Source organism: Anaerostipes sp. PC18, from assembly GCF_039789045.1.
GTDB classification, from domain to species: Bacteria; Bacillota; Clostridia; order Lachnospirales; family Lachnospiraceae; genus Anaerostipes; species Anaerostipes hominis.
Map to the genome: position 1 here is coordinate 3,306,729 of NZ_CP121164.1, position 24,961 is coordinate 3,331,689.

Here is a 24,961-nt window from a genome sequence, read left to right on the forward strand (position 1 = left end):
CTCCTAACTTTGCCATTTTGCTTCCAGCCTCTTAGCCACGATGGAAATCGGATAGCAGAGGATGAAGTATAAGAAAAATATAAATCCATAGACCCAGAGCGGTGCCGCAGGCGTATTTAAAATACCTCCTTCAATGATCTGCTGTCCGACTTTCAGCACCTCCACCACGCCGATGATCACGACAAGTGATGTCGTTTTCACCATCCTTGTGGCAAGATTTATCGCACCGGGAAGTACTCTTCTTACGGTCTGCGGAACTAAAATGTAGCGGTAGATCTGCAGTTTCGTAAGTCCCAGGGACAGGCCGCTCTCCGTCTGATGCTTCGGCATGGAAGTCACGGCTCCCCGCACGATATCTCCCATCTCTGCAGTTCCCCACATGGTAAACACTACAATGGAGATAAACTCACCTTCCAGATGGATTCCCATGGCCCTTGTGAGTCCGAAGTAAAATAAAAACAGCCACACCAGAATCGGAATGATACGGATAGCCTCAAGATAAAACCGGCAGACCGCTTTTACGATTAAATTCTTTGAGGTCATGATGATCCCGAATATCACCCCGAATATCAATGAAAGCACGACTGCGATCAGGGCAATCTTAATGGTCACAGCCAAACCGGACATGAGCCGTGCCATATTCTGTCCTTCAAATAAAATATTAATTCCCGAAGCCAGCATACCGAGCCTTCCTTTCTAACACACTGAAAATAACCGATATCGGAAGCAAAATGATTAAATATGCAACGACGAGCATAAACAGTGCTTCATTTGTTTTATAATACATGCCAATTAAGTCTTTCGCCACAAACATAAGGTCCGCAAGAGCAATCGCACTGAACACCGAGGTCTCCTTCAGAAGAAAGATCACATTGGCCCCCACCGACGGCATGGCGATGGCCAAAGCCTGCGGCAGTATAATATAACGCATCAGCTGAGGCTTTGTAAGCCCGATGCTCAAACCGGATTCTTCCTGGATCTTATTGACCGCCTCCAGTCCTCCGCGGAACGCCTCTGACATATAGCTGGCACCGAGAAACGTCAGCCCGATCACAGCGATGACAAAAGCATTTAATTTAATTCCGATCTTGGGCAGTCCATAGTACAGAAAAAACAGCTGGATCAGCAGAGGCGTATTTCTGGAAAGCTCTATATAAATTCCTACAACCCTGTTCAGCACAGGAACTCTATAATAACGGACCATAGAACACAAGAATCCGATCATCACTGACAGCACGACGCCCAGAGCCCCGATTCCCAACGTCAGTTTCGTTGCCTCTATATAGAGAGGTATGTTTCGTTCTATAAATAACCAATCCATTTTATGTCCCTTCTACATTTCATACTTTTTTGGTATGTATTATATGAAATAGTATAAACTCCATTTTAAACCTTGTCAATATAAGACATCCGAAATTAATCGTACATTTTTCTATGGAAAAAGTCAACTTTTGTATTCACTTCTTTCCTTTAGTCTATGCCTTTTTTCAAGAGAAAGTTCGTTATGTAAAACTTTACCTCTGTTAAACAGAGAAAAAAGGAGGCAGTATACTATGCAATGTCATTAAGTTAAGGTGGCATTTAGCAAACTGCTCTCAAAAAAACAAAAAACGGATAGACATTTCATAGTCAGGGTACTTGCTGCTGGGAATAAAGTCAAATCTTGCCTGTTTGGTCATGTTTTTGTATTTTTCTTTGTTCACAGCATACGGATCGGTAGAGTGCCTTGTGATAACAATATCTTTTGTGATGTCAAAGACTTCACCAGCAGGTAAATTCAACCCGGATAAAATACTGCCATTGTTTTTAGTTGATTTTAAACCGACGACATAGTCGAATAGTTTTTCTTCCACATGAACAAAAAAATTGTAGTTTTCATAGTCTCTGTCAGCCGTAATGATAACAGGAAACCATTTCGGTAGACGTTCTGTCATAGTAACAACAGCTGCAAGCAGTCTATACCCTTTAAAAAGCTTGACATCTTGTGGAATAGAAGAAAATATATTAAAAAAACGGACATACCCTTTTCTTTGATATATCCGTTTTTTGTTTTTTTGAGAGCAGTTTACTCAATGCCACCTTAACTTAATGACATTGACCAAAAGTAGGGCCGCTTTCTCATAAAAACAATTTTTAACATTTCCGCCTTTTCAAAACTGCAATCAGAGCGCCAGCTGTACCAACCAGTAACAATACATATCCTAACAAATTATTTCTGTCAGAGGTCTGTACAATGTTGGCGTCTGCAATCCAGTTGCCATTGGTATCAATATTGGTGTCCGCAATACCGTCACCGTCTGTATCAATGTTGATATCTGCTTTTCCGTGACCATCTGTATCAATGTTGATATCCGGAACGCCGTCACCGTCTATGTCGATGTTAATGTCCGGAATGCCGTCACCATCTGTGTCAATATTGATGCCGCCCTGTGGTCCCGTTGGTTTGTCAGGGTTGTCTGGACTATCAGGATCGTCCGGGTTATCCGGATTGTCTGGATCTTCCGGGAAAATCGGTATAGTCGGTTTCTCCGGCGATACCGGTTTGGATTCAGGCTTTAATTCACCATCGTTTGGATGATCTTGATCTGCCGGCTCCTTTGGAGTTCCCGGATCCTTAGGCGTATCTGTTTTTTCTTTTTCGTCCGGTGTTAATCCGGATGCTTTTGCAATATTCTTCACTTCTCCCGTGCCTACGATTGCATAAAACTCTACCGTTGCACTTTCAGCGCCGTAAAGATCACCTACATAAACACCGACCGTCTTTTCTTTATCGTCATAACCATCATTTCTTTTTCCGGTATCATTATGCAGTTCTTTTACTGTTTTTCCATCTCTCATGACAGTAATCGGCTGTGTAGAATCCAGTTCCAGCCCTGCCGGAAGCGGATCGACAATTGCCGCATTATACCACACGCTGCCCAGCATTGTATTCCTGATTGTAATCGTGTACTTGATTACATCACCAGGTCTTGCTTTTCCTGACTCTCTTGTAGTATTTTCAGCATTTTTTACAAGCGTAAGATCTGCTTCGGTCGGGCTTTCCGGAACGATTTCTTCAGGCAGTGACGGCGCGCTTGGCGTTCCCTGTCCCGGATAGTCTTTATCATCGTCGTCCGGATATGCGGGATTTCCCGGCTTGCCCTCGATATCATCTCCCGGTGTAATCCCTGTCGTGCCATCCGGTGTTCCCGTCGGCTTGTCATAATCCTCCGGATCAAAATCTCCCGGTTTTACTTCATCCGGATCATCCGGATCACCACTGTATTCATAACCGGATGCGGTTGCGATATTCTTGAGTTCGTTTTTCTGCGCGTCTGTATAGCTGTCTGCTACTTTTGCCAGGAAGGTTACCTGATAAACTTCACCGCCCATAACCTGATCTGCAGCAGGTACTTTTAGGATTCTGGTGGTTTCATCAAAATAGTTGTCCGGGATCATCTGGATTGTGCCGTCAGGCTTATGTAACTTGATGGTGCCCTTCTGCAGTTCCAGCATTTCCGGAAGTTTATCCCATACGATAACATTCGTCCAGACTGTACCGATTTTTTTATTAGTTGTAGAAATCGTATACTTGATGGTGTCCCCGGCTTTTACCGGTTTGTCCGGATAATACAGATTCACAGCTTTCTTTGTAGTTTCCGGCACAGGGCTTCCATGGTAAAGAGGGACTTTTAAGGTGAAAGTCAGTTTGCTTTCCTTATATGCGCTGGTTGCAGGCTGTTTCACTTGAATGTCTACAGTACCGCTGCCCTTTACTTTCACATAGTACAGCTTGCTGCCGTCCAGCTGCTTTTCTTCTATAATTTCCGCAAGGTTCTTGTCTCCTTTGACAAAACTAAACTCAAACGGCGCTTTACTGTCTGTTGTAATATCCAGCGGGAAGTAGTAATAGCCGTCTTTATGCGCAAGTAAATCATCAAAATTCTTGGTTAAAGTATCTTTATCCTGAATCTGTACTTTCGCCGCTTTATCAGTTGCATCTTCTACCTTAAAGTTTGCATTGTCAATCGGAACGATAATAATATCCGGCGATGCTGACGCTTTGCTTTCATAATAGTTCTTGTCAGGTGTATACTTTATTTCGATTTTATGTTTATTGCCTGCGATAGGATCCAGAATCCAGGAGTCGTCCGCGCTTGGTACATAATGATAGGTTATCACCGTGTGATTGCGTTCGTCTTCTTTTTTCTCTTGGGAAACCGTCATCTCAGCCGGATTGTCTTTGCTGTCAGGATCTAACTTAACCGGTTTTCCTAACGGCTTTCCGTCAATATAAAACTGCGCTTCGCCGGTTGGATATCCACAAGTTACAGCAGTATCATCAGCGCTGACAATGTCCGCAACAATCTCGATCGTGTTGCTCGACTCTGTGCCTACTACGGCTCTCGTCGCGCTAATCGTTGTTTTTGAATTTACTTTTTGAATCTCCGCAAAGCCAGTTGCACGATGTCCCCAGTAACTCTTAGCAAAATCGCTGCCTGGTTTAGTAAATTCGCCAGAAGTCACAGTCAACAGATAATATCCTGCATCTGACAGGCTCTGGTCTCCTCCGGTATTCGGAATGGCAGCTCCAATTTCCTTATCATACTGCAGGTAGGAATACTCCATCTTCGTGTTATCGAGTAAGTACTTATTGTCTTTTTTCCCTGTATAAATACCTTTTCCGTCATTATAGCTTGTCAAATCTAATGTTCCGAAAGGTTTTCCGTCATATTTTTTAACGAGATTCTTCGCATAATCTTCCGGCAGCGTAAAATCTACATATCGCTTCAGCTCAGTATTTCCGTCGCCTACTTCCGGTACATAAAACGGTTCAAATGAAACCTTGTCTGTTCCATCGAATATTGCAAAATCAACCTTGATTTCTTTGCCTGCAGCTGATGCCGGCAACCATAGATACAGCTTGCCTTTATCGGTTTTACTTGGCGCGCCGTAAGGATAGTTTGCGCCGCCGATAGATAAATCCCATTCTTCAATATCATCATCTCGCTCACCGAGAGGCTGGTCGCCAACCTTTTCACCACCAAGGTCAATGGTAACCATCTTTACTTCTGTTGTCTTTGCATCATCTGCATAGGCTTTCCCGTCACTGCTTTGGAATTTTCCGCCGTTTACGGATCCGCCGGAAACGATAACCGTTCCGCCGGCGCCGCCGATATCATTCCAGCCGCTTACTGAATATGGAAGCAATGTGCCTCCGGTTACCTTAATGGTATTGCCTGTAGCTGTTGTTCCGCAGGCGCCGCCAAACGCATTTCCGTGCGCGCCGCCCACAGATTGTAAATATCCTCCGTTGATGAAGATATTACCGCAGGTGCCCGTTCCGTTTTTCCTTATGTCGGTCGGGTCCGAGCCCCACTGCTTCGGATGTGATTCTGCGCCGGCGCTGTATCCGGCTCCAATACCTGCCGCATGATAAGCGCCCTTTGCATAAACTTTGGCGGAATTGAAAATCATTGTTCCCCCGTTTGCGCCCTTGTCACCTCCGGAGCTTGGTCTTTTTATTCCGCTTCCCATACCGATGCCGGCGCCTGCATCAGTAAGTCCGCTGCCGGTAGTTCCTCTGGCATCAATGTCGCCTCCATTAAAGACCATGGTGCCGCCGTTTTCCATAGGTCCTGTACCAATTCCGGCAGATGCAGCTCCGCCTCTTGCCACCAGTTTTCCGATATTCGTACTGTTTAATCTGCGCAAAGAGTCGCCGGCTTTTAACTGATCGCCGTTTGCCAAAGTAACATCCTCGCCGATCATGCCGTTCTTCGGTGTTACCATATCTCCATATGTATCCCAGTTTGGCACACTATCGTCAATATACAGAGTAGAGCCACCTCCGCAATGCAGCCCTGCAGTTGCGTAACCTGTCGCATCCAAAGTATTTGTCGTTCCATCTGCCAGAGTAAGGTAACATACTGTCGGCGTCATCAAATTAAACGGCGCATAACTGTGAATATTTACGCCAGCCAGGGTTACATGCGCTTCAATATTCGGCGCAATTTGAATACCGATGGCATTGGCTGCAGCTGGATTCGCATTTTTAATGGTCAGACTTTTGTCCGTTTTGATTAACAGCACATTCTTGCCACCCTGACCTGCATTGGTAACTTCGTAGTCTGTGCCTTCAACGCCGCCTGTCACAACATAACCGCTTTCTGCAGCTGATACGCGAGCTTCCGCGCTGGCTTTCATAACTTTACGTTTGCTCTTTTCATCATCCTGCCCAGATGCCAGCGCATCATCAGTGTCGGAGCCCCCCTCATCGGGTTCAGATACATCTTCATCAGCTCCCGTATTTTCTTCTACATCAGAGGAATCCGGAAGTTCTCCCTCATCTTCTGATTCCGAAACATCCGGCGGTGTCTCTGTGTCTACAGCTTCATCTTCCGATTCCGAAACACCCGGAGATGCCTCTTCATCTGTTTCCGTTCCCGAATTTTCTACGGACTCAATGTCAGCGCTGTTATAATTGCTGGCAACAAAATCACATGCCCAGGTCGGGTACATATTCATGATAAGCAAAAGAAAAGCACAAAAAAGTACACCAATCTTTTTGTAAGCAGATTTGTGCTTTTTCCTGCTCTGCGTCTCTCTCCTCATTACTATGCCTCCTCGTATAATATCTTTTAGATACATTAAATGTACCTTGATAACTAAATAAAATTTGTTCAATAGGCTTAGTAAAGCCCATGGTATAATTGTTCCTTAGTGTCAATCAGGTAATAGTTCTGTTACCTCCTGTTGAACCAGAAATGGTTGCTTCATAGTGAGTCTGTTCCCCTGACACGGATGTTAGCTTCAAACCTGCTGGCTGTTTGTCTGAGTCTATGGATTGCCATCTGGCAGTATGGTTCGCGTCAATCCATCTCAGACTGGATTCTTATACGCGAGGGTGTCGATGCTCCGTGATCATGGGTTTTACCAAGCCGATTGAACACTCAAATACAACATAGAAAGAAGGTGATATCATGAACCCACTTTACGTCGGTATTGATGTGAGCAGCAAATCCAATGTCGTCTATCTGATGCTTCCTGACGGCAGTAAACATAGCAACTTCTCTGTGGCTAACTCGCAGGACGGATCCGCTCAAATGGTAAAAAGGATCTTTTCCGCTGTAACATCCCATTCCCTTGACACGGTAACTATCGGCCTCGAAGCCACCTCTGTTTATGGCGACAATCTCGTGTACTTCTTAAGGGAAGATGCCATTCTGACACCCTACAACCGGAAAATCCATGTCCTCAATCCTAAGCAGGTCAAAAAGTTCAAAGAGGCATACAATGACCTGCCCAAGAATCATTATGTGGACTCCTTCATCATTGCTGACTGCCTGCGTTTCGGTAGAATCAACAAAGAGGTTTATCTTGGAGATTACCGCCCAAGCAGAACTCCTGTCAAATGTGTTGATATCCATTCCGGGTATAGGTCCCGTTATTTCTGCCGGAATCATGGCGGAGATTGGTGATATCAACCGTTTTCCGAGCCAATCACAGCTCGGTAAGTATGCCGGTCTTGCATGGAGACAGCATCAGTCTGGTGACTTTGAAGCTGAAAACACAAAACAGATACAATCCGGCAACTGACTTTTAAAATATTACCTGTGTGAAGGCGCCTTGTCTCTCGTGAGATGTGACACGGAGTACAGCAACTTCTATCACTCCAAATATAAGGAAGTGAACAGGTATCAACACAAACGTGCACTCGCATTAACTGCCCGTAAATTTGTGCGGTTGGTCTTTGCACTGCTCAAAGACAATCGTCTATATCGTTCGGCAGAATAGTTTTACTATCTGCTGATGAGTCCGCCCTGCTCATTTAAAAAAAACTGGTCGACAAGGCTTGGGTAGGTGTGTCCATTTTTATGGATTTATGACAAAAAACAATCAAATTTTTTATCAATTACCTATTGACATATCACCGCTGCACTTATTGATTGTTCATTCCTAATGATTCTTATTATTATACTACTCTATAAATGAAAAATCAATGTGAGAAACAAATCACATCAAAAAGGTACAAAATTTTACAAAACTTCGCCAAAATAACAAAAGGAGGGGACCGGTTAATCCAGAAAAGGATTTTAAACGCCATCGAAAACTTGGTTTTTCTGCAGTAATTAGACTCATTTTATCTATGGGAAGTGCTCCATTGGGACAGGAACTTCTCAAATACTTTCAATTTGATTCCAACTTTCCTTCTGTTTCAGCGTTCATTCAGCAACGCCAAAAGATAAAGCCAGAAGCTTTTTCGACACTTTTTAAAAGATTTTCTTCTATTCCACAAGATGTCAAGCTTTTTAAAGGGTATAGACTGCTTGCAGCTGTTGTTACTATGACAGAACGTCTACCGGAATGGTTTCCTGTTATCATTACGGCTGACAGAGGCTATGAAAACTACAATTTTTTTGCTCATGTGGAAGAAAAACTATTCGACTATGTCGTCAGGTTAAAATCAACTAAAAACAATGGCAGTATTTTATCCGGGTTGAATTTACCTGCTGGTGAAGTCTTTGACATCACAAAAGATATTGTTATCACAAGGCACTCTACCGATCCGTATGCTGTGAACAAAGAAAAATACAAATACATGACCAAAATGGAAACAATACTTTTGTCCCCAAACTTCGGGCAATGCTTTCTAGCGAAGTGTTTCCTTCCAGATATTTTGTGACAGCGGACAGTTTCATTTCAAAAGAATATTTGGAATGTTGTCCCATAAAATATGCTCCTCCTTATCGTGACAGTTTTTTTATTTGATCTGACTACTATAAGGGGAGCATATCAGTCAGCCCGTACGCCGGCTTTTCTATATTTTTGTCTATATTTCCTATCACACTGCTATAATAACAGCTATCTTTTAAAACTTAAAAGTGTCCTTTAATCCGGACCATTTTTGATCTTTTTCTGAGATCACCAGCTCTGTACCCTCTTCAAGCGGCCATTTAATACCGATGTCAGGGTCATCCCACCTGATCCCACCTTCATCTCCGGGGTGGTAAAAGTCTGTACACTTATAGCAAAATTCCGCCTCCTCTGAGAGGACAAGGAAGCCATGGGCAAACCCTTCCGGAATATAAAACTGCTTTTTATTCTCTGCGGATAATTCTACCCCAAACCACTTTCCGTAAGTTTGAGAATCTTTTCTCAGGTCCACCGCCACATCAAACACCTTACCACGGACGACGCGCACCAGCTTTCCCTGCGGATACTGTTTCTGAAAATGAAGTCCCCTGAGGACCCCCTTTACTGACATGGACTGATTATCCTGTACAAAGGTCATGCCAAGCCCTGCCTCTTCAAAATCCCTTTGGTTATACGTCTCCATGAAATATCCCCGCTCATCCGGAAACACTGCCGGCTCAATGATATGCAGTCCTTCAATATCACAGTCTGTAACCTTAATCTTTCCCATCTGTTCCTCCTAATATCCGATTTCTTTTAAATACCTGGCAAGCGCATCCTGCCATGAAGGCAGCCTTTCAAAACCCTTTTGTGTCAGCTTTTCCTTATTCATCCGGCTGTTCTCCGGCCTCCTTGCCTTCGCCGGATATTCGTTGCTGCCCACCGGAACCACTTCAATCTCGATCCCCGCCTGTTTAAATATCTCACAGGCAAACTCATACCAGGTACACAGCCCTTCGTTGGTAGCATGATACCTTCCATACTTGTCTGTCTCTGCCATATCCACGAGGAGTCTGGCCAGATCAAAAGTATAAGTGGGAGATCCCGTCTGGTCATTTACAACCGTGAGTCTTTCATGATTCTTTGAAAGGTTCAGCATCGTCTTAATGAAGTTTTTCCCGTTGACTCCGAATACCCAGGCAATCCTCACAATAAAATAGCGGTCCAGAAATTCTTCGATGGCCAGCTCGCCTTCATACTTTGTCTGTCCATATACGTTCAGCGGATTCCTCTCATCATCCGGCTCCCACGGTCTTTCTCCCTGTCCGTCAAACACATAGTCTGTGCTGATGTACATCATTTTAAGATCAAGATCCCGGCATACCTCGGCTATATTCCGGGTCCCGTCTGCATTGATCTTCCTGCAAAGCTCCACATTGTCTTCTGCCGCATCCACGGCAGTGTAAGCGGCACAGTGAATCACCGCTTCCACATCCGCTTCCGTGACCACCTGCCGTACTTTTTCGGCGTCTGTGATGTCCATTTCCTGTACATCCACACCTATACCCTCATGGCCTCTCTTTTTCAGTTCGTCCATGACATCATGGCCCAGCTGTCCGGCTGCCCCTGTCACTAATACCCTCATACGCTACTCCTGTTCTAACCTTTTTCCATACTGATTCTCAAAATAGTTTGCATATTCACCGGATAAAATATTCTGCCACCATTCTTTGTTGTCTAAGTACCACTCGATCGTCTGACGTATACCGGTATCAAATGTATACTTTGGCTTCCATCCAAGCTCTGTCTCTATCTTTGTCGGGTCGATGGCATAGCGCATATCGTGTCCCGGGCGGTCTGTCACAAATTTGATCAGGCTTTCCGGCTTATCCAATGCTTTAAGTATGGTCTGCACCACCTCAAGGTTTGTGCGTTCGTTGTGTCCGCCTACATTGTAGACTTCCCCCGGTTTTCCTTTATGGAGGATCAGATCGATGGCTTCACAGTGATCAGACACATGGAGCCAGTCTCTTACATTCTCCCCTTTTCCGTATACCGGAAGTTCCTCATCCGCCAGCGCCCTGCTTATAATGAGCGGAATCAGTTTTTCCGGGAAATGATATGGTCCATAGTTATTGGAGCATCTGGAAATTGTCACTGGGAGTCCGTATGTGCGGTAATACGCCAGGACAAACAGGTCTGCACTGGCCTTGGAACTGCTGTAAGGACTCGATGTGTGGAGAGGTGTCTCCTCCGTAAAAAACAAATCCGGACGGTCAAGAGGAAGATCCCCGTACACTTCATCCGTAGATACCTGGTGATACCGTTTTACACCGTATTTTTTTGAGGCATCCAGAAGAACTCTGGTTCCCATTACATTGGTTGTAACAAAGATACCCGGATCTGTGATGGAGCGGTCTACATGGCTCTCCGCCGCAAAGTTGACGACCATGTCAAAACGCTCTTTTTCAAACAGGTCCATGATAAACGGCTCATCCGCGATATCTCCCTTTACAAACTTATAGTTGGGCTTGTCTTCCACAGGTTTTAAAGTCTCCAGATTCCCTGCATAGGTGAGCAGATCCAGATTCACGATCTCATCATTCGAATACTTATTCACCATGTGATGAACAAAATTCCCTCCGATAAATCCGGCGCCGCCGGTCACTAAAATCTTCATAATGTTTTCTCCCGTCTTACTTGTCTATATATTTCCCATTCATTACATCCAAAAGGTATTGTCCGTACTGGTTCTTTTTCAGAGGCTCAATGTCTTTTAACAGCTGGTCCCTGGTGATCCAGTGCTGAAGGTATGCGATCTCCTCCGGGCATGCAATCTTTCTGTGCTGATGTGTCTCCACCGTTTTGACAAAGTTGGTCGCCTCCACGAGGGATTCATGTGTCCCTGTGTCCAGCCAGGTGAATCCCTGTCCCAGCAGAGTAACTTCCAGTTCTCCGTTTTCCAGGTAGATTTTATTCAGATCTGTAATTTCTAACTCACCTCTGTCCGAAGGCGCAAGGTTTTTTGCGTACTCTACAACCCGGTTGTCATAAAAATACAGTCCCGTCACACAGTAGTTGGACTTTGGATGTTCCGGCTTCTCTTCTATGGAGATCGCTTTTCCGTCAGAATCAAACTCTACAATGCCGAACCTCTCCGGGTCATCTACATAATAGCCGAATACCGTAGCCCCGCTCTTTTTGTTGGCCGCAGTCTGAAGACGTTTTCTGAGCCCGTGTCCATGAAAAATATTGTCCCCCAGGACCATAGCCACATTGTCATCACCGATAAATTCTTCTCCGATGATAAATGCCTGTGCAAGCCCGTCCGGTGAAAGCTGAACCGCGTAGGAAAGCTCGATGCCAAACTGATGTCCGTCTCCTAAAAGTGCCTCAAACCGGGGGGTATCATCCGGAGTGGAAATGATCAGGATCTCCCTGATGCCTGCGTCCATGAGCACAGACAGCGGATAATAAATCATCGGCTTGTCATAGATCGGAAGCAGCTGCTTTGACGTCACCATTGTCAGCGGATACAGCCTTGTCCCTGAGCCGCCGGCTAAAATAATTCCTTTCATAATGAATATTCCCTTTCTCTTTGTCCGTTATCAGTTAGTGTTATTATAGTGGGTGACGTAACGTAATCGTCAAGACTTGATTTTATATTTTAAACATTTTCTTTTTTGTAAATATATTGTCTTATCTTTAATGATAACGTTTGGAATGTTCATGATTGCCGAAGGCAAATAATTTCCTTACGCATCCGTGCACAACCCGCGTAGCGCCTTTATGTTATAGGAGGTTCCGCAGGAGCTTCCTATAACATAAATAAACCTACCTTTGTACTTGGCCAGTCAAGGTAGGTTTATTTCTTACCCCAGAGGCTAACCACCGATGTGGGCAGTTTGCTCCTTTCTTTATTTTCAGTATAAATCTGTTTTCTTATCATTTCGCTTTCTTCGATACAAATACACCAGACTGTTTCGTAATTTTTACTTGCCCCTGTGTATCTATTTTCTTTTTGAGAAACTCCTTAAATTCCATCTGACGGTCATTTAATATCTCATTCTGGTTTCCATGGCAGGAAAGAATATAATCCAGCAGAGGCTCTGCCTCGGTAACGATCAGGGCATCCTCGTACTCAATCTTTTTCACATCTGCAAAATACCTTTTGAGGACAGCTTCCCCTCCCTCAAGGCCAAACATGTCAAAAAGATTCACTTCCGACAAGCTGATACGCGGATCAAATTCCTGGACCAGCATAGTAACTTCTTTCATATGTTCTTTTCCATAAGCGCTGCAGTAAAAAATCCCGTCATCTTTCATTACTCTGTGTATTTCCTCCAATGCCTTTTGAAGACTGCCAACATAAAACAGCACATGATTTGCAATGACCCTGTCAAAGCTCTTGTCAGAAAACGGTATGTTCTGGCAGTCAAACCTCTGAAACGAAAAATCAGGTCCTTTCACCTGTTCAATATTCTTTTCGGCATCAGACAGCATCCCCTCCGAGATATCGGATAGCACGACTTTCAGACCGGACAGTTCTTTTGTTTTTTCATTTTTCCACATCTGCCCGTTGCCGCAGCCGACCTCAAGCACTGCGCCTGCGTCCTTGAAATCCACAAGAGAAAAAAGCCACGGAAACCACCCCTGTTTATTTACAGAAAACCTGTCGTGCAGGCTGATCCTGATATCCAGATTCGTGGAATTTTGATAATGTTCTACCAGCATCCGCTCCATACTCGTCATATGGATCAGGCCAAGAATCTCATTCCAGTCTACCTCGCTGGTCTCTTCAATCACTTTTGTCGTCTTTCGCAGAGCTTCTTCCATCAGCTTTAAATGCTCTGCTTTTTTGTGCAGCAAATCCGCCTGCATCTGGAGAGATTTCGTAATATCTGATACGTCATCGTTAATGGTCATATTTTTGATCTCTTCCAGGGAAAATCCCAGATATTTTAAAGACAGCACTTTTTGGAGTTTTAAAAAGTCCTGGTCTGTATACATCCTGTATCCGGCATCGTTGCGGAAACTCGGCTGTAAAATGCCTTTTTTATCATAATACCGAATGGTCCGGATGGTCACTTTCGCCTTTTTGGCAAATTCACCGGTAGTATAACACTTCTGCATAAGATTCCCGCCTCCCTCGCAGTTTCTATCTACCAGTATAAGTGATTCTCCTTTCTCTCACAAGCCTGTATGAAAGCAGATAAAAAGCTGAAGAGACTCCGGGGAGCAAAATCTGTTCAGCTTCGATCATAAGATCCTTTCTGCCCTGATGGTTTGGATCACAATAAAAACATACTTCAACTTTTCCTGCCATAACGCACTCCTTTTGATTATTATTTGATTATATTATTGTTATATTATAATACTATTTTTGTAATATTTCCACTACTTCTCCAAAATATATCTCAACACAAGACATTCCCGGAGGCTCCTGCCCCCGGGAATGTTCTCCTGTTTATTTATAATTTTCAAACTGCTTCAGGCCTGTGCCGTCTCTTTCAAAAAGTCTTCGATCATAAACATATTCATAGTGTCTGTGACCTTTTTACGGTTTGTTTTCCACACTGAAAAATAGATTTCGTCGAGAGTGAACAGGTCCATGTTTCCAAGAAGCTTTGAAGTATCGGCTTTCAGACTGAAGGCATATTCCAGCTCTTTTTCTTTTGTTCCATCCTCCTTTTTAGCAGAACGGTAATAGAGAAACGCCTGCTGTACATAGATACGGATTGACATAGGATCAAAACCGCTGCCTGCTTTCTTAGGATCACTCATACTGCTCACTGTACTGTTCAGCTGAGTCTCCATATCCGCAACTTCTTTGTCTCCTTCTTTGGCTCCCATTAGTTGCTTGACTTCCTCCACCATCTCCTGTATGGTCATTCCCTCCTGTCCGGCAGAATCCGTCGGTGCCAGCAGGAGCATCATGACGTCCCCGTCCTTTTCGAGCGCAGCCACAAAATGATTTTTCAGCAGCGTAAATTTCACTCCCGCATTGATGCGTACAGGGATCGCGACATCTGTTCCCGTCCCTCCTTCCAGAACTATTTCCGGTTCCTTTGGCACTACTTCGCTTGGTTCTTTTGGATCTGGCATAATGTTTCTCCTTTCTCTTTTATGAAAAATTTTTAAACTTCTCTAAATCATTCAGGATATCCTGCGGCAGCTTCGGTTCCGGCTTCTCCATACTGTTTTGCTTTCCAAAGTCTCCCACATAAAAACCATTGGCAAAAAATCCTTCTCCCTGTTCCAGTTCCAGAGAATACACCCGGTCATAATAAGGCTCATCATAAACCTCATCCACCGGACTGTACAGTTCTCCATCCATGCAGATCTGATCTGACGCAGTGACCTCTCTTGCCTGTTTCCATCCTTCCTTTGTCATGACCGGATGGTCCATTGTCATCATGATGGTTTTTCCTCCGGCCTTTATATATTTCAGGATTTCTTCATTTCCCGTATAAATATTGATGACCTTTTCATAGGTTCCCTTGGCGGAAGCCACGTAATTCCCAATCTTTACATCACACACCGGAATACTGCCCCGACCCCTTGTTTTGATCACAGCTCCTTTTTCAAGGCATCCCCAGAGCAGATGCATACAGGGGATCTCCACAAGATTGCCTCCCTCATATTTTTTTGGGACCAGCTGACTGTCCATCTGCAGAGAATATCGAAGCCCATCTGTACACGAGAACTCTATATACATGGATAAATAAAAGTCATCTTCCCCTGCCACGCCGCCCTGGCTGATAAAGCTGTTCCACGCCTGAGGCAGAACTAACAGGTATCCCTTTGTAAATCTCTGTGATATCAAAGGATAAAACGGCGGCATATTGCTCCACTGAGATGCAGGGATTAATTTAATCTGCTGAAAGTTTTGAAACTGCACCGTGGAATGTCTGGTGCTATAAATATAAATATCTCCCTGCACCCTGGAATTTTGAGCCGCCTGCTTTCCTGCGTCCATCTCAAACTGAATGGCAATCGGCAGATAAACACAAAAATTATTGTTCCGTCTCTCGGGATTCGCATAAAAGTAGTCCGATGTACCCATGGCATCTGTGCGGAAATAAACAATGTTGATCTTGGACCTTCCGGCTTTGGACACCGGATGAAGAATCTGGCCCTTTCCGATAATATCCAGGCCCGCACCGATGACCGCGGTTCCCCTCAGATTTCCTGCCTTAACCGGCTTCCAGAGGGCGGGAACCCTTAACATATAATTGATTTCTGCCTGTATTCCGGACAGTTCCTCCCGTTCCATCCTTATCTTCTCCTCAATCATAAGGAAACTGCACTGCGTTACTGCATAAGAAAAAGTCCATGTTTTCCCCTGCTCATTCCAAATTTTCAGCCTTGCAATCAAATAATTGGGACCGCCTGATTTATGGATCTTTCCTTTTACCGTGAGTATTTTTGCCTTTGAATCATAAAACAGCCTTAATTTTTCAAATTCCTCCCATCCATCAAAATCGGCGTTCTGTGTACTTGCCCTTCCCTCTTCATTCCGGTTCCCGGCCTGCTTTTGTGCCGTTACCATGTCTTCATACAATGCCGGGTATTCCTCTTTTAATTTCTGCTCTCCTCCGAAGATACTGACGAGTATCTCTTTTTCTTTGCCCTTAAAAAGTTCCGTCTGTATTTCCCGCATAATATCCCCCTTTCTTAACTTTCAATGAATTTTGACTTTTATTATCCTCTGTAAATATACTGGCTGCTGTCCTCATAAATATTTTCAATTTTGGTCCTGACTGTACGAAATTCAAACAGATACTGATTGCCCGTATTGGAGATTACTCCGGCCCGGAGCAAAGAGTCCGCAGTAAACCCGTCTCCGCTGTCATAAAGATTCCAGAATTCTTCTGAGAGTTCTGAATAGATTTGATTCTCTGCCATTTTTTCGGGACTGTTTCCGTCATTAAATTTCCTGCTTTTCAAAAAGTTAAAAACACTTTTTTCGTTAATTTTTAAATAATCCACCAGCTTATATACCGGTGACCTGGGAAGCACACCCCACATATTTTTTTCTTCTGCATGGTTTCTGTCAAAGTCTGTAAAATGTGTATGATTTGGATGCTGCCTGACATAAAGTTTTACGGACCAGTCGAAGATTGATCCAACGTAACTGTACATAAATTTCTGCTCCGCCGTGGGATTGACAGCCCCAAGCGGATCGGCCAGTTCTTCCGACAGATCTTTCATCCATGGCATATCCCATTTTCGCCGGTCCCAAAGTGCTTTCTGTAAAAACTCGCCGGTAAGATCATCTCTTCCGATTCCAATCGTCATCTGATTGGCACATCTGATAACGGAGTGGTACTCATTCCGGAAAAAATAAAATTTTCTGCGGTCTCCGGGTTTTCCTTTTATCTTATACGTCTCCAATCTTTCTCCCTGAACCTCTGTCGAGAATTCACCGGCAATATAATGTTTCCCTGCTACTGTAAGGTCAGCGTCCGCAGGGTTTTTTGTCTGTTTCTGCATGGGCACAAATTCCCTGACAAAAAGCTTAATCGCTTCTTTTCTTTTTCTCCATCGGTCCGCTTCATGGTTTCCTGCGGGCGTGGTGGCAAGCTCCAGCTGAAAACACGTCCCGAATCCTGGAATGGTAATTCTTGTGTCTGCAGTCACATCAGCAAGCTTCTCCTCCCCTTCCCAAATAGAAGCAATGGCCTTGCTGTCCTGGTCCAACTCAGCCGGCGAACCATCTTCATTGACGAGAAACAGATATACTTCTTTTATTTCCTGTTCCGTACCGATCGTAATACTTTCGTATGCCATAGTAACCTCCTTATTTCAGTTCAAACGGATAAATATCCGCAAATTCAATTTTCCCCTTTTCTCCTGCATCACACCGGATAGAAAGCGTCACGGTGTCCCCGCCTGTCCGGGTAAAGGACGCATGTCCGGAAGCACTCTTTGCAAATGTGCTCTTGTGATCCGACGCCTCGATGATCACGTCCTTTCCGTCATTGTTCACAATCCTCCACGAGAGCTCATACCTTTGCTCATTCCCATTCTTCATCATCACATATTTAAGCCTCTGGATTTCCAGTGCGTCCGATCTTCCCGCCTTTACCGTCTTTTCTTTATATCCGATTTCTCCGCCGGCAGCCAGAATGTCATATCTATATACGGTGTATTGGTTCTTTAAAACATAACTTCCTGAGTTCCCCTCGACTCTGCCGATTCCATGATCTAAATACCCAAAATCAGTTTTTCCCAGCTCAAAATCAAATTTGGTCTCCTCACCGGCACTGACAGGACCCGCAGGGGATACAGAAATCTCCTTTACATCTTCTCCCCCGCTGATTTTTGCTGTAATCTCTTTTTGTACACTCTCCCTGCCCTTGACTGCTCTGAGGATTACGGTCATTGTTTCATAAATATAGACTTCCAGTTCTCCGTTTCTGTCGACTTTCCAGTTGTACGGATAGATCATACAAAAATCACAGTCCGGACAATCCCACATAAGCTTCAGAAGTTCTCCTGCGTCTGCCTCGTATGTCTGCTCCGGGTCGGTCCCGTTTATTTTAAATGACTTAATTTCCATGGCATTCCCCTTTTTCTAAATTGTAATCTGATAACCTTTGTGTGCTCCGTCATCATATCTTTCCACATACATCGTCACCAAAATATTCTCTCCTGCCCTTGTTGCCTCTGTTCCCGTCAATATCTGCTGCCAGCTTCCCTCCGTTCCCAGATTCTCACCTCCCTTTATGTCGTAAAGTTCATTCCGCTCACGATCCTGATAGACAATGCGGATGGATTTTGCAGTATTTTTGCTTTTCAGCTCATAAAGTTTCCACAGGACGTCCAAAATCTGAAAGCCTTTATAAAATGTAATGGTTTTCTGAAAATGTACGATATCAATTCTCTCATCTTCTGTTCCATAGTACACTGCACTCTCCACAGACGTATTTTTCCCCTCTGCGGTCAGAACAACAGGGCGTCCCGGCGTATACTCACTGAGATTCGCCGACCCGGATGCAAAGCTTGTGGAAATACCGTTTATTTTAATGTGATCCCCGCAGCATACGTCCCACTTAATCTTTTCTTCCTCATAGTCGGCCCAAAACTGTCTCAGGCAGAGCGGCAGTACCTGGATCGAAATTTTTCTTGTATCCTTCTTCTCACCGTTAACTGCTTCCAGCGTATATTCCGTAGTATCAGAAACAGTCACTAACTCACTACTCTTTGCCGGATCGATTTCCTTCTTTGACGCTCCGGTATACAAAAACAGCTTTTGGGCGTTTTGGACAAACCAGCTGAGCCTGACCTGCTCTCCCGACAGAGCACATCCCGACTCGGGATAAAAATCCTGGACCTTCACTGTGTGATCCCGTTCTTTTTTAATCTCCAACCCATATTCCTGCGGATCTTCTGCAAGAATCCCGACAGTGCACCGGATAACAGAAGCACCTTCCGCGGCAGTGGTCACCACGTTTTCCATCATCAGATCCATAATCTGTTGATCCTTCATAGACCACGCTTCGCCCGGTGTTAAAGCATAGATAAATTCTTCTTCCTCCTCAAACCTGCACGCATACCACCCGGCATTTCCACTCCGCTTTTCTTTCTTCTGACTTTTCAGTTCTATAAATTCTTCTTTTGAAACATCAACCACAGTCCAATTATCTATCTTGAATTCTATTTGTCTGAGATTCTTTAGTTCCGCAAAATCTTTGCCTTTCGTTCCCGCCGAAAATGCATACTCGATCTGGCTGATCAGCGGTTCCTCATTCTGATCATACGTAACCTTGATCTCCAGTTTATTTTTGGCAGGAGACGCCTGACTGTCAGAGACGATCAGTTTATTTCCTCCCACAGTCTCAAACGTAAATGTTCCTTCCATCACAGTCACCCCTTTTCTTTCGCACCGGCCTTAAGCAGCAGCCAGCCTTCTTTGATCTGTTTCCATTCTTCTTCCTGGTCCATGTCCATCCACGGAGGTTTGATGTCCCGTTCCTCATTTTTTATTCCCGGTTTTTCAAAGGATAAAAAGCTCCATTCTTTTTCCATAGCTTTGGGAAGAAACATCTGAAGCTGGCTTTGCGGCGTCAGGAAAGGCCCGTAATACAATGTAAGATAAATATTCTCTATAGCCCGCTCTGTCCAGGCTTCGCTGAGTTTCATCTCTTTGACCGGAAGCAGCCCTGTTGTCATACTGATATTTCCTGCCGGATGAAACAAAACAGTCAGTCTTGTGGGCAAAGCGTCTTTTGCCGTTTTCATGTTCAGCGTTGTATTCTGATCCAGATATGCCGTCCTGCTCTCTGTTCCCTTCTCGCTCCGGCACTGATGAAATACGCAAAATCCCCCGCCTTCTCCGTGCAGATAAAACCCTGCAGTCCCGTCTGTCTGGCGGACTTCGTCTCCGATGCGAAGAGGTATCTGAAGCCGATCAAGCAGAGACTCTGCCCTTTCACTGTTATCGTAAATCATGGGCACAGGGCTGCTGCCCTTCACTTCCACCTTAATTTCAATCCCTGCCAGTGCCAGCGGCCTGCCCATGCCGGCCTGAATCTGTTCCTGAGCAGTACCGCCTCCGGATCTGCTTGTCCACATACTGTCATCGAGAGCCTTTAAAAATTCCGGTATCGTGGACGGTTCTCTCCTGCCGGCTTCTAAGAGCCCTTCCGCAAATCCCCGGAGGCTGGGCCCCATCCCGTCTAAGATCTCCTCTTCTTTCCTTGTCTGCCCCGGCGGGTTCCTCAAAGAAATTTCAAAGATGCCGCTGCCGTCCATCCTCATGGTATTTTGAATACTGCCGGCCATAGTGCCGTCCGGATGGTAGATGTGCAGACAGGAATCCAAAAGGTTCACCCACAGCCATCCAAAAACCGGTGATATTTCATCACCTATGCCTGTCTCCTGCATAATCCAGCGGCTTCTAAGCCTCATAGGCGCCAGGATTCTCGGCCTCAGCAAAAACCTTGGTGCAGGATTATCCTGCCCCATTCGAAGGTTCTCAGGCACGATTACGTCTCCTACATCATACTTCAGCACCCTTCCAAAGCTGTCGATCACACGGACCCGGTCAATCCTTCCGAAGCCCGCCCTTATGGGATAAAAGGCCTCTGTCGGCTTTCTCTGGTTTCTCTTGGACTGATTCAAGTCCTCGTAAAGTTCTGTCCCCTGAATGGCCCGGGAAGTCAGCGCCGTGATCTCCTGGTCTAAAGTCCGGTTCATCCATGGAGCCACAACCACACTTTCCTTTCTGGTGATCAGTTTGTCATGAAAACCGTCCAGGCTCTGTGACAAAATCTTCATCCCTGCCATCTTATTGCCTATATCCCTGTATTTCTCATCCGACACATATTTCTTAAACATCCCTGACAAATAGTCAGCCCCATATGGTGATAAAATACATCTGCCGGTGAAAGGCTCAAAAACTTCCTCCCCGATCGTTTCTCCTTCATAGTCAAAATCCGTCTCTTTTAGCCTCCAGTTTTCAAAGCCCGAAGCCCCCTCTTTTATTTTCGGGTCGGGATAATACTTGATACTCCACTCAAGGATCAGGGGATTCCACGCCGGAGACCATACATAGTTTCCAATAGGACTGGCCATTGTTCCTCCACATAGGTTTTCTCTGCTATTAAGACAGTCTTCATATGCCGTGACCGCATGAGACATCAGCCTTGTGTCTCTCTGTTTTTTATACCGGCGCAGAAGCTTGTCCGCCGTATAGAAAATACAGCCCCTGGCAGTCAGTGCCCCCTCCCGGACAAGCTGCTCTATGACCGGTTCTTTGATCCGCTCCGTCCCCTCTAAAAGCTGCTCACCTGAAATTTTGACCTCTTCTCCTTCCGTAACTCCCGAAATCTTCACTATGACTTCAGAAATGATATCTTTCCGGTTCCGCCCGGGGATCTTACCGTCAATTTTATACTCTTCCAGCCGCTTATAGATGCTGCTCTGGCCGGCCCCTTCCAGCAAGAACGTCAGGTCTCTCGGCCTCCAGTATCTCTCTCCCGGTGCTTCAATCAATGCTTCCCCATCTCCAAGCAGAGCTCTGAGTTTTTTGACCGTCTCCTGCTCCAGGGCTTCCTCATGTTTCCTTTTCTTTTCCAGATCAGTGACCGCTTCCATCCTCTGTGAAATTCCGCTCTTTGCCTTTTCAAGAAATTTGGGGTCCATCGCATATTTTCGCCAGAGCAGATAGATCTCCTGCCGTTCTTCTTTAATCTGCTCCTCATATTCCTCCTGATGTCTTCTGCGGCGGAAAATCTCATAAAGGATTTCCTCCCTTTCCCGAAAACACCCGGCTTCTTTTCCCTGAATTTTAAGCTCTTCCTTGGAGGGTTCGGGGAGGAACTGGTACTGTTTGATCTTCTTCTCCCCCTCCAAAGCTCCGTCAAGCTTCTCCCACTCGGACAGGGTGCCGAAAAACAAATGCTTCAGCACTTTTTCCATCGCCGGCTGCTTCAGATAATAGCTTCCGAGGGCTGCCGCCGCCTCTTCCAGTGAATTTCCCACCGCCACATTGGGCATGCTGGTGCCGCTTGGGAGCCCTGTCTCATAGCTGCCGGAGGGACCCGTCCATTTGATTCCGGTGACAATTCCATGGCACACCGTATGATCTTTGGGGTCCTCATTCTCTGTCCAGCCGCACACAATATAAGTAAGTCTTATAAAATCCTCTGTCCCTTCTTTGACCTCAAGATCAGAAAGACTGTCATAACAGCCAAGGACATTTTTACACTCCGGATAATATCCGCTGAAATGAGGCTTCCCCGTACTCACTGCCGAAAGATGGGGAAGATGTTCTCCGGGAGAAGTAATCACGCCGTCGCAGTCTCTCATTTTGCCCAGAAACCGGTACGGTTTTTTCGGATCATGATATCCGATGGACGTGTACTGTTTGTCGCTGTCGGGGAACGCTGAGAGAAGATCACTCTCAAGAATCCAGTTTTTTCTCGTCAAAACCGGTTCCTTTCCTTCGCTTTCCAAAACCGCGATCCTTGTTACAGTCCACCGGTTCGGAAAGTCCGGATAGACGATATCCCCGCCTTCCTCCTGCTGGCTTCCGTGGGTGAACTCCTCCGGAAGAATAAAATGCAGATGTACCCCGGGCTCCTCCGGGCTGTTGTTTCCCGTAAATGTTTTGCTCTCCATGTCATCTCCCGCCGGCGCTGCCAGCAGGCTCCGATAATTATCATTGATGTTGGCCATGGAAACATTTCTCCCGCTGCCGAACACAGCAGCCTCCACATGGATTGGGAGCAGGCGCATTTCTTCAAGATCATCTGAAATTCTCATTTAAATTCCTCCCCCATTGTATACACTCCGGTCTGTGCGTTTTGTATCATCTCCAGTGCAAATTCTGCCGATGTCATATTTTGAAGTCCTGCTACCTCCTTCAGTTTGGCCGCCGAGGCTTTCACATCGATCACTCTGTCTTCTTTGGATTTCCAGACAAGCTCCGCCTGTTTGTCACCCAGCTTTCCCTCGTTGATCTCCCGGACCGTTTTTTTCATCACCCCGTCTTCGGTATGGAATCCAAAATGGAGCCCCTCCGGTGGCTGCGCAATCTCAAGCCTGCGGATCTCTCCTTTAAAAATTCCCAGAAGAAGCTGTCGCCCGAGAGTTTCAATCCGAAGCGCCTTTAAGGGCTCTCCTCCCTCCCGCTGACCATATGCCCGAAATTCCAGTCCCCGGAAATTTTCTGTCAAAACCGAATTCAGCAGAAATCCGCTGATCACTTCCGGGACATCCTCTCCTGTATCCGTGTATTCTCTTTCCTGGAGTTTCAGGCGCACCTGCTCATTTTCCCTTAAAGCCTGCCGGTAAATATCCACGATCAGCTCCGTGTCATGGGTATAGTCGATGGATGCATTCCTTCCCACACTGCAGATCCCGTCCAGCATTGCCAGCACCCAGTTGTGGTCCACCTGAAAAAAGTTCAGGCTGTCCTTTTTCAGCATATCCGGCACCGGAAACAAGTACGCCGCCGGAACATGATAAAACAGGCTTGCCTCTTTTAACAGTTCCAGCACTGATTCCGGAAATCCTTCGGAGCCCAGCCCCTCAAAATAGCCGGTACGGTCACACTTTCCCTGAATCCACCGTCCCATCGGCCTCATCCCCTTTCTCGGCTGCCAGCTGACTGGCCGCCCGGACACATGCGTTTATAAGCTGCTCCCCCACATCTTTTCCCTCTGCAGGAATCCGGTCAAAAAGCTGGCTCTGCTGAAAATTCTGTGCCGCCTCCGAGCAGTGATCCAGCCTCCATGAAACAAGCTCCCTGCACACCGTCAGATGATTCATGGAAACCATCCGTCCCAGCTGCCATGCACATGCATAACTTACATCCATCATTCCGCAGGCGGGATCATAAAAATAAAATTGATCCGAGAATATCCGGTATCTGGGTTTCATCTGTTTTTCTCCGTATGGAATCCAGGGTCCCCGATACCAGGAAACCGTTTTGCTCCCATCCCTGACATCGTGATTCACCGGACAGTACCCCCTGCTTAAAATATCCACAAGCTCCCCCTGCTTTCCTTCCGGGCTCACCGCCCTTTTCAGCACACCGGGAGAGATTCTCTTCAAAGCTGCCCGGAAATCATACGGTTGTTTTGTGACGACAAACTCCCATGCATACAGGCAGATCAGACGCACAAATCCTGCATTTTCAGGAATGGTGACCCCCTCATACTCTTTAAGAGAAACTACATAGGCTTTATGGGCAGTCTTTTTCCCCTTTTCTTCCGGCTCCTTCGGATACCTCTTCGACACCAGGCAGGAAAATGTCCCGTCCCTGACCAGAGGATCTGTTACCTTGTCATCAAGCTTCACCTGTCTTACATGAGTGAGGAGTTTTCGCTCTTCCGAGTCTGTGAACAGCCGACGGTATAATTTCAGGGGAATATCCACAAACTCACATGTTTCATCCCCGGTTTCGGCATCGCTGTTCTGCGCCCGGAGGTGTTCGGATACAAAAACACCCGGTTCTTTCGGACAGCAAATGTCTGCCACTTTCATCGTGCGCTTTTGCACTCCCTCATCCTCCGTACAGAGGAATACAGCCAGCCCCGGGCTTCCGTCCCGGCACCCGAACTCCCACGGCAGAGTCCCCCGGTTAAACACAATATGGGGAAGACAGTTTGAAAACTCTCCTTCACTCCCTGCCGCCGGATAAACAGAATACACCTCGCCGGGGTCCATCGAAAATCTTTTTGCCGCGGCGACCAGGTGAATTGTCTCTTTGCTCTGTTTTTCCGTGCCGTCTTCTCTGATCCCGGTATTCACTTCTATTTCCAGCTCATAAAGCCCGCTCTTTATCTCAGGCAGATCTTCGTCTGCAAACCTCATGCTCACTTCCATAGCC

At 45.7% G+C, this 24,961-nt stretch carries 21 protein-coding genes; 3 read left to right on the forward strand and 18 right to left on the reverse strand.

The window, feature by feature from the left end; translation table 11 throughout:
- Nucleotides 1–3 precede the first annotated feature (3 nt).
- The 4 genes from P8F77_RS17730 to P8F77_RS17745 form a co-directional block, all read right to left on the reverse strand.
- Nucleotides 4–681 (reverse strand): amino acid ABC transporter permease, encoded by a 678-nt coding sequence (locus P8F77_RS17730; RefSeq protein ID WP_148459401.1) that lies wholly within the window; start codon nt 679–681, stop codon nt 4–6.
- Complete coding sequence (locus P8F77_RS17735; protein ID WP_024729143.1) at nt 662–1,321, reverse strand: amino acid ABC transporter permease; 660 nt, start codon at nt 1,319–1,321, stop codon at nt 662–664. Before P8F77_RS17735 ends, P8F77_RS17730 begins: the two co-directional genes overlap by 20 nt.
- 274 nt (nt 1,322–1,595) lie before the next feature.
- Nucleotides 1,596–1,934, reverse strand: coding sequence for a hypothetical protein (locus P8F77_RS17740; protein ID WP_148459403.1), 339 nt, complete (start codon nt 1,932–1,934; stop codon nt 1,596–1,598).
- A gap of 199 nt (nt 1,935–2,133) precedes the next feature.
- Entirely contained in the window at nt 2,134–6,594 is a 4,461-nt protein-coding gene (locus P8F77_RS17745; protein WP_270431854.1) for a hypothetical protein, read from the reverse strand.
- 368 nt (nt 6,595–6,962) lie between these two features.
- On the opposite strand from P8F77_RS17745, the gene P8F77_RS17750 reads away from it, so the two are divergent.
- The 3 genes from P8F77_RS17750 to P8F77_RS17760 all read left to right on the forward strand — a co-directional run bounded on the left by P8F77_RS17750 (nt 6,963) and on the right by P8F77_RS17760 (nt 8,665).
- Nucleotides 6,963–7,460, forward strand: a complete 498-nt coding sequence (locus P8F77_RS17750) for a transposase (RefSeq protein WP_270431856.1) — start codon at nt 6,963–6,965, stop codon at nt 7,458–7,460.
- Nucleotides 7,444–7,578, forward strand: a complete 135-nt coding sequence (locus P8F77_RS17755) for an IS110 family transposase (RefSeq protein ID WP_235824604.1) — start codon at nt 7,444–7,446, stop codon at nt 7,576–7,578. Before P8F77_RS17750 ends, P8F77_RS17755 begins: the two co-directional genes overlap by 17 nt.
- A 565-nt stretch (nt 7,579–8,143) precedes the next feature.
- On the forward strand, nt 8,144–8,665 hold the full coding sequence (locus P8F77_RS17760; RefSeq protein ID WP_095142945.1) for a hypothetical protein: 522 nt from the start codon (nt 8,144–8,146) through the stop codon (nt 8,663–8,665).
- 186 nt (nt 8,666–8,851) lie between these two features.
- Here P8F77_RS17760 and rfbC read toward each other — a convergent pair whose 3' ends face one another.
- The 14 genes from rfbC to P8F77_RS17830 all read right to left on the reverse strand — a co-directional run bounded on the left by rfbC (nt 8,852) and on the right by P8F77_RS17830 (nt 24,957).
- Complete coding sequence (rfbC, locus tag P8F77_RS17765; protein ID WP_148459406.1) at nt 8,852–9,406, reverse strand: dTDP-4-dehydrorhamnose 3,5-epimerase; 555 nt, start codon at nt 9,404–9,406, stop codon at nt 8,852–8,854.
- A 9-nt stretch (nt 9,407–9,415) separates the two neighbouring features.
- Nucleotides 9,416–10,261 carry a dTDP-4-dehydrorhamnose reductase gene (rfbD, locus tag P8F77_RS17770; protein WP_270431861.1) on the reverse strand — a complete coding sequence of 282 codons (846 nt, stop codon included), beginning with the start codon at nt 10,259–10,261 and terminating at the stop codon, nt 9,416–9,418.
- Nucleotides 10,262–10,264: 3 nt separating this feature from the next.
- The gene (gene rfbB / locus P8F77_RS17775) at nt 10,265–11,296 is read right to left on the reverse strand and encodes a dTDP-glucose 4,6-dehydratase (protein ID WP_024729138.1); all 1,032 of its coding nucleotides are present in this window, start codon (nt 11,294–11,296) and stop codon (nt 10,265–10,267) included.
- A 16-nt stretch (nt 11,297–11,312) separates the two neighbouring features.
- The gene (rfbA, locus tag P8F77_RS17780) at nt 11,313–12,194 is read right to left on the reverse strand and encodes a glucose-1-phosphate thymidylyltransferase RfbA (RefSeq protein ID WP_024729137.1); all 882 of its coding nucleotides are present in this window, start codon (nt 12,192–12,194) and stop codon (nt 11,313–11,315) included.
- A gap of 367 nt (nt 12,195–12,561) precedes the next feature.
- Nucleotides 12,562–13,749 carry a methyltransferase domain-containing protein gene (locus P8F77_RS17785; protein ID WP_270431864.1) on the reverse strand — a complete coding sequence of 396 codons (1,188 nt, stop codon included), beginning with the start codon at nt 13,747–13,749 and terminating at the stop codon, nt 12,562–12,564.
- A 25-nt stretch (nt 13,750–13,774) separates the two neighbouring features.
- On the reverse strand, nt 13,775–13,942 hold the full coding sequence (locus P8F77_RS17790) for a hypothetical protein (RefSeq protein WP_287520106.1): 168 nt from the start codon (nt 13,940–13,942) through the stop codon (nt 13,775–13,777).
- 164 nt (nt 13,943–14,106) lie between these two features.
- Nucleotides 14,107–14,721: a hypothetical protein gene (locus tag P8F77_RS17795; RefSeq protein WP_024729135.1), complete on the reverse strand. Its 615-nt coding sequence runs from the start codon at nt 14,719–14,721 to the stop codon at nt 14,107–14,109.
- Between the two features lie 19 nt (nt 14,722–14,740).
- Nucleotides 14,741–16,279, reverse strand: coding sequence for a Hint domain-containing protein (locus P8F77_RS17800; protein ID WP_287520103.1), 1,539 nt, complete (start codon nt 16,277–16,279; stop codon nt 14,741–14,743).
- A 41-nt stretch (nt 16,280–16,320) separates the two neighbouring features.
- Nucleotides 16,321–17,409 carry a hypothetical protein gene (locus P8F77_RS17805; RefSeq protein WP_024729134.1) on the reverse strand — a complete coding sequence of 363 codons (1,089 nt, stop codon included), beginning with the start codon at nt 17,407–17,409 and terminating at the stop codon, nt 16,321–16,323.
- 10 nt (nt 17,410–17,419) lie between these two features.
- A complete protein-coding gene (locus tag P8F77_RS17810) occupies nt 17,420–18,181 on the reverse strand; it encodes a hypothetical protein (protein ID WP_287520101.1) in 762 nt (253 codons plus the stop codon).
- Nucleotides 18,182–18,196: 15 nt separating this feature from the next.
- Complete coding sequence (locus tag P8F77_RS17815) at nt 18,197–19,483, reverse strand: hypothetical protein (protein ID WP_287520099.1); 1,287 nt, start codon at nt 19,481–19,483, stop codon at nt 18,197–18,199.
- A gap of 5 nt (nt 19,484–19,488) precedes the next feature.
- A complete protein-coding gene (locus tag P8F77_RS17820) occupies nt 19,489–22,890 on the reverse strand; it encodes a hypothetical protein (RefSeq protein WP_287520097.1) in 3,402 nt (1,133 codons plus the stop codon).
- Nucleotides 22,887–23,705 carry a hypothetical protein gene (locus tag P8F77_RS17825; protein WP_287520095.1) on the reverse strand — a complete coding sequence of 273 codons (819 nt, stop codon included), beginning with the start codon at nt 23,703–23,705 and terminating at the stop codon, nt 22,887–22,889. The genes P8F77_RS17820 and P8F77_RS17825 overlap by 4 nt, the downstream gene beginning before the upstream one ends.
- Nucleotides 23,677–24,957, reverse strand: coding sequence for a hypothetical protein (locus P8F77_RS17830; protein ID WP_287520092.1), 1,281 nt, complete (start codon nt 24,955–24,957; stop codon nt 23,677–23,679). Before P8F77_RS17830 ends, P8F77_RS17825 begins: the two co-directional genes overlap by 29 nt.
- Nucleotides 24,958–24,961 lie beyond the last annotated feature (4 nt).

Bases quoted from the DNA above. Each gene is read 5' to 3' on its own strand.
- P8F77_RS17730 (WP_148459401.1), bottom strand. From the start codon at position 681: ATGCTGGCTTCGGGAATTAATATTTTATTTGAAGGACAGAATATGGCA.
- P8F77_RS17735 (WP_024729143.1), bottom strand. From the start codon at position 1,321: ATGGATTGGTTATTTATAGAACGAAACATACCTCTCTATATAGAGGCA.
- P8F77_RS17740 (WP_148459403.1), bottom strand. From the start codon at position 1,934: ATGACAGAACGTCTACCGAAATGGTTTCCTGTTATCATTACGGCTGAC.
- P8F77_RS17745 (WP_270431854.1), bottom strand. From the start codon at position 6,594: ATGAGGAGAGAGACGCAGAGCAGGAAAAAGCACAAATCTGCTTACAAA.
- P8F77_RS17750 (WP_270431856.1), top strand. From the start codon at position 6,963: ATGAACCCACTTTACGTCGGTATTGATGTGAGCAGCAAATCCAATGTC.
- P8F77_RS17755 (WP_235824604.1), top strand. From the start codon at position 7,444: ATGGCGGAGATTGGTGATATCAACCGTTTTCCGAGCCAATCACAGCTC.
- rfbC (WP_148459406.1), bottom strand. From the start codon at position 9,406: ATGGGAAAGATTAAGGTTACAGACTGTGATATTGAAGGACTGCATATC.
- rfbD (WP_270431861.1), bottom strand. From the start codon at position 10,261: ATGAGGGTATTAGTGACAGGGGCAGCCGGACAGCTGGGCCATGATGTC.
- rfbB (WP_024729138.1), bottom strand. From the start codon at position 11,296: ATGAAGATTTTAGTGACCGGCGGCGCCGGATTTATCGGAGGGAATTTT.
- rfbA (WP_024729137.1), bottom strand. From the start codon at position 12,194: ATGAAAGGAATTATTTTAGCCGGCGGCTCAGGGACAAGGCTGTATCCG.
- P8F77_RS17785 (WP_270431864.1), bottom strand. From the start codon at position 13,749: ATGCAGAAGTGTTATACTACCGGTGAATTTGCCAAAAAGGCGAAAGTG.
- P8F77_RS17790 (WP_287520106.1), bottom strand. From the start codon at position 13,942: ATGGCAGGAAAAGTTGAAGTATGTTTTTATTGTGATCCAAACCATCAG.
- P8F77_RS17795 (WP_024729135.1), bottom strand. From the start codon at position 14,721: ATGCCAGATCCAAAAGAACCAAGCGAAGTAGTGCCAAAGGAACCGGAA.
- P8F77_RS17800 (WP_287520103.1), bottom strand. From the start codon at position 16,279: ATGCGGGAAATACAGACGGAACTTTTTAAGGGCAAAGAAAAAGAGATA.
- P8F77_RS17805 (WP_024729134.1), bottom strand. From the start codon at position 17,409: ATGGCATACGAAAGTATTACGATCGGTACGGAACAGGAAATAAAAGAA.
- P8F77_RS17810 (WP_287520101.1), bottom strand. From the start codon at position 18,181: ATGGAAATTAAGTCATTTAAAATAAACGGGACCGACCCGGAGCAGACA.
- P8F77_RS17815 (WP_287520099.1), bottom strand. From the start codon at position 19,483: ATGGAAGGAACATTTACGTTTGAGACTGTGGGAGGAAATAAACTGATC.
- P8F77_RS17820 (WP_287520097.1), bottom strand. From the start codon at position 22,890: ATGAGAATTTCAGATGATCTTGAAGAAATGCGCCTGCTCCCAATCCAT.
- P8F77_RS17825 (WP_287520095.1), bottom strand. From the start codon at position 23,705: ATGGGACGGTGGATTCAGGGAAAGTGTGACCGTACCGGCTATTTTGAG.
- P8F77_RS17830 (WP_287520092.1), bottom strand. From the start codon at position 24,957: ATGGAAGTGAGCATGAGGTTTGCAGACGAAGATCTGCCTGAGATAAAG.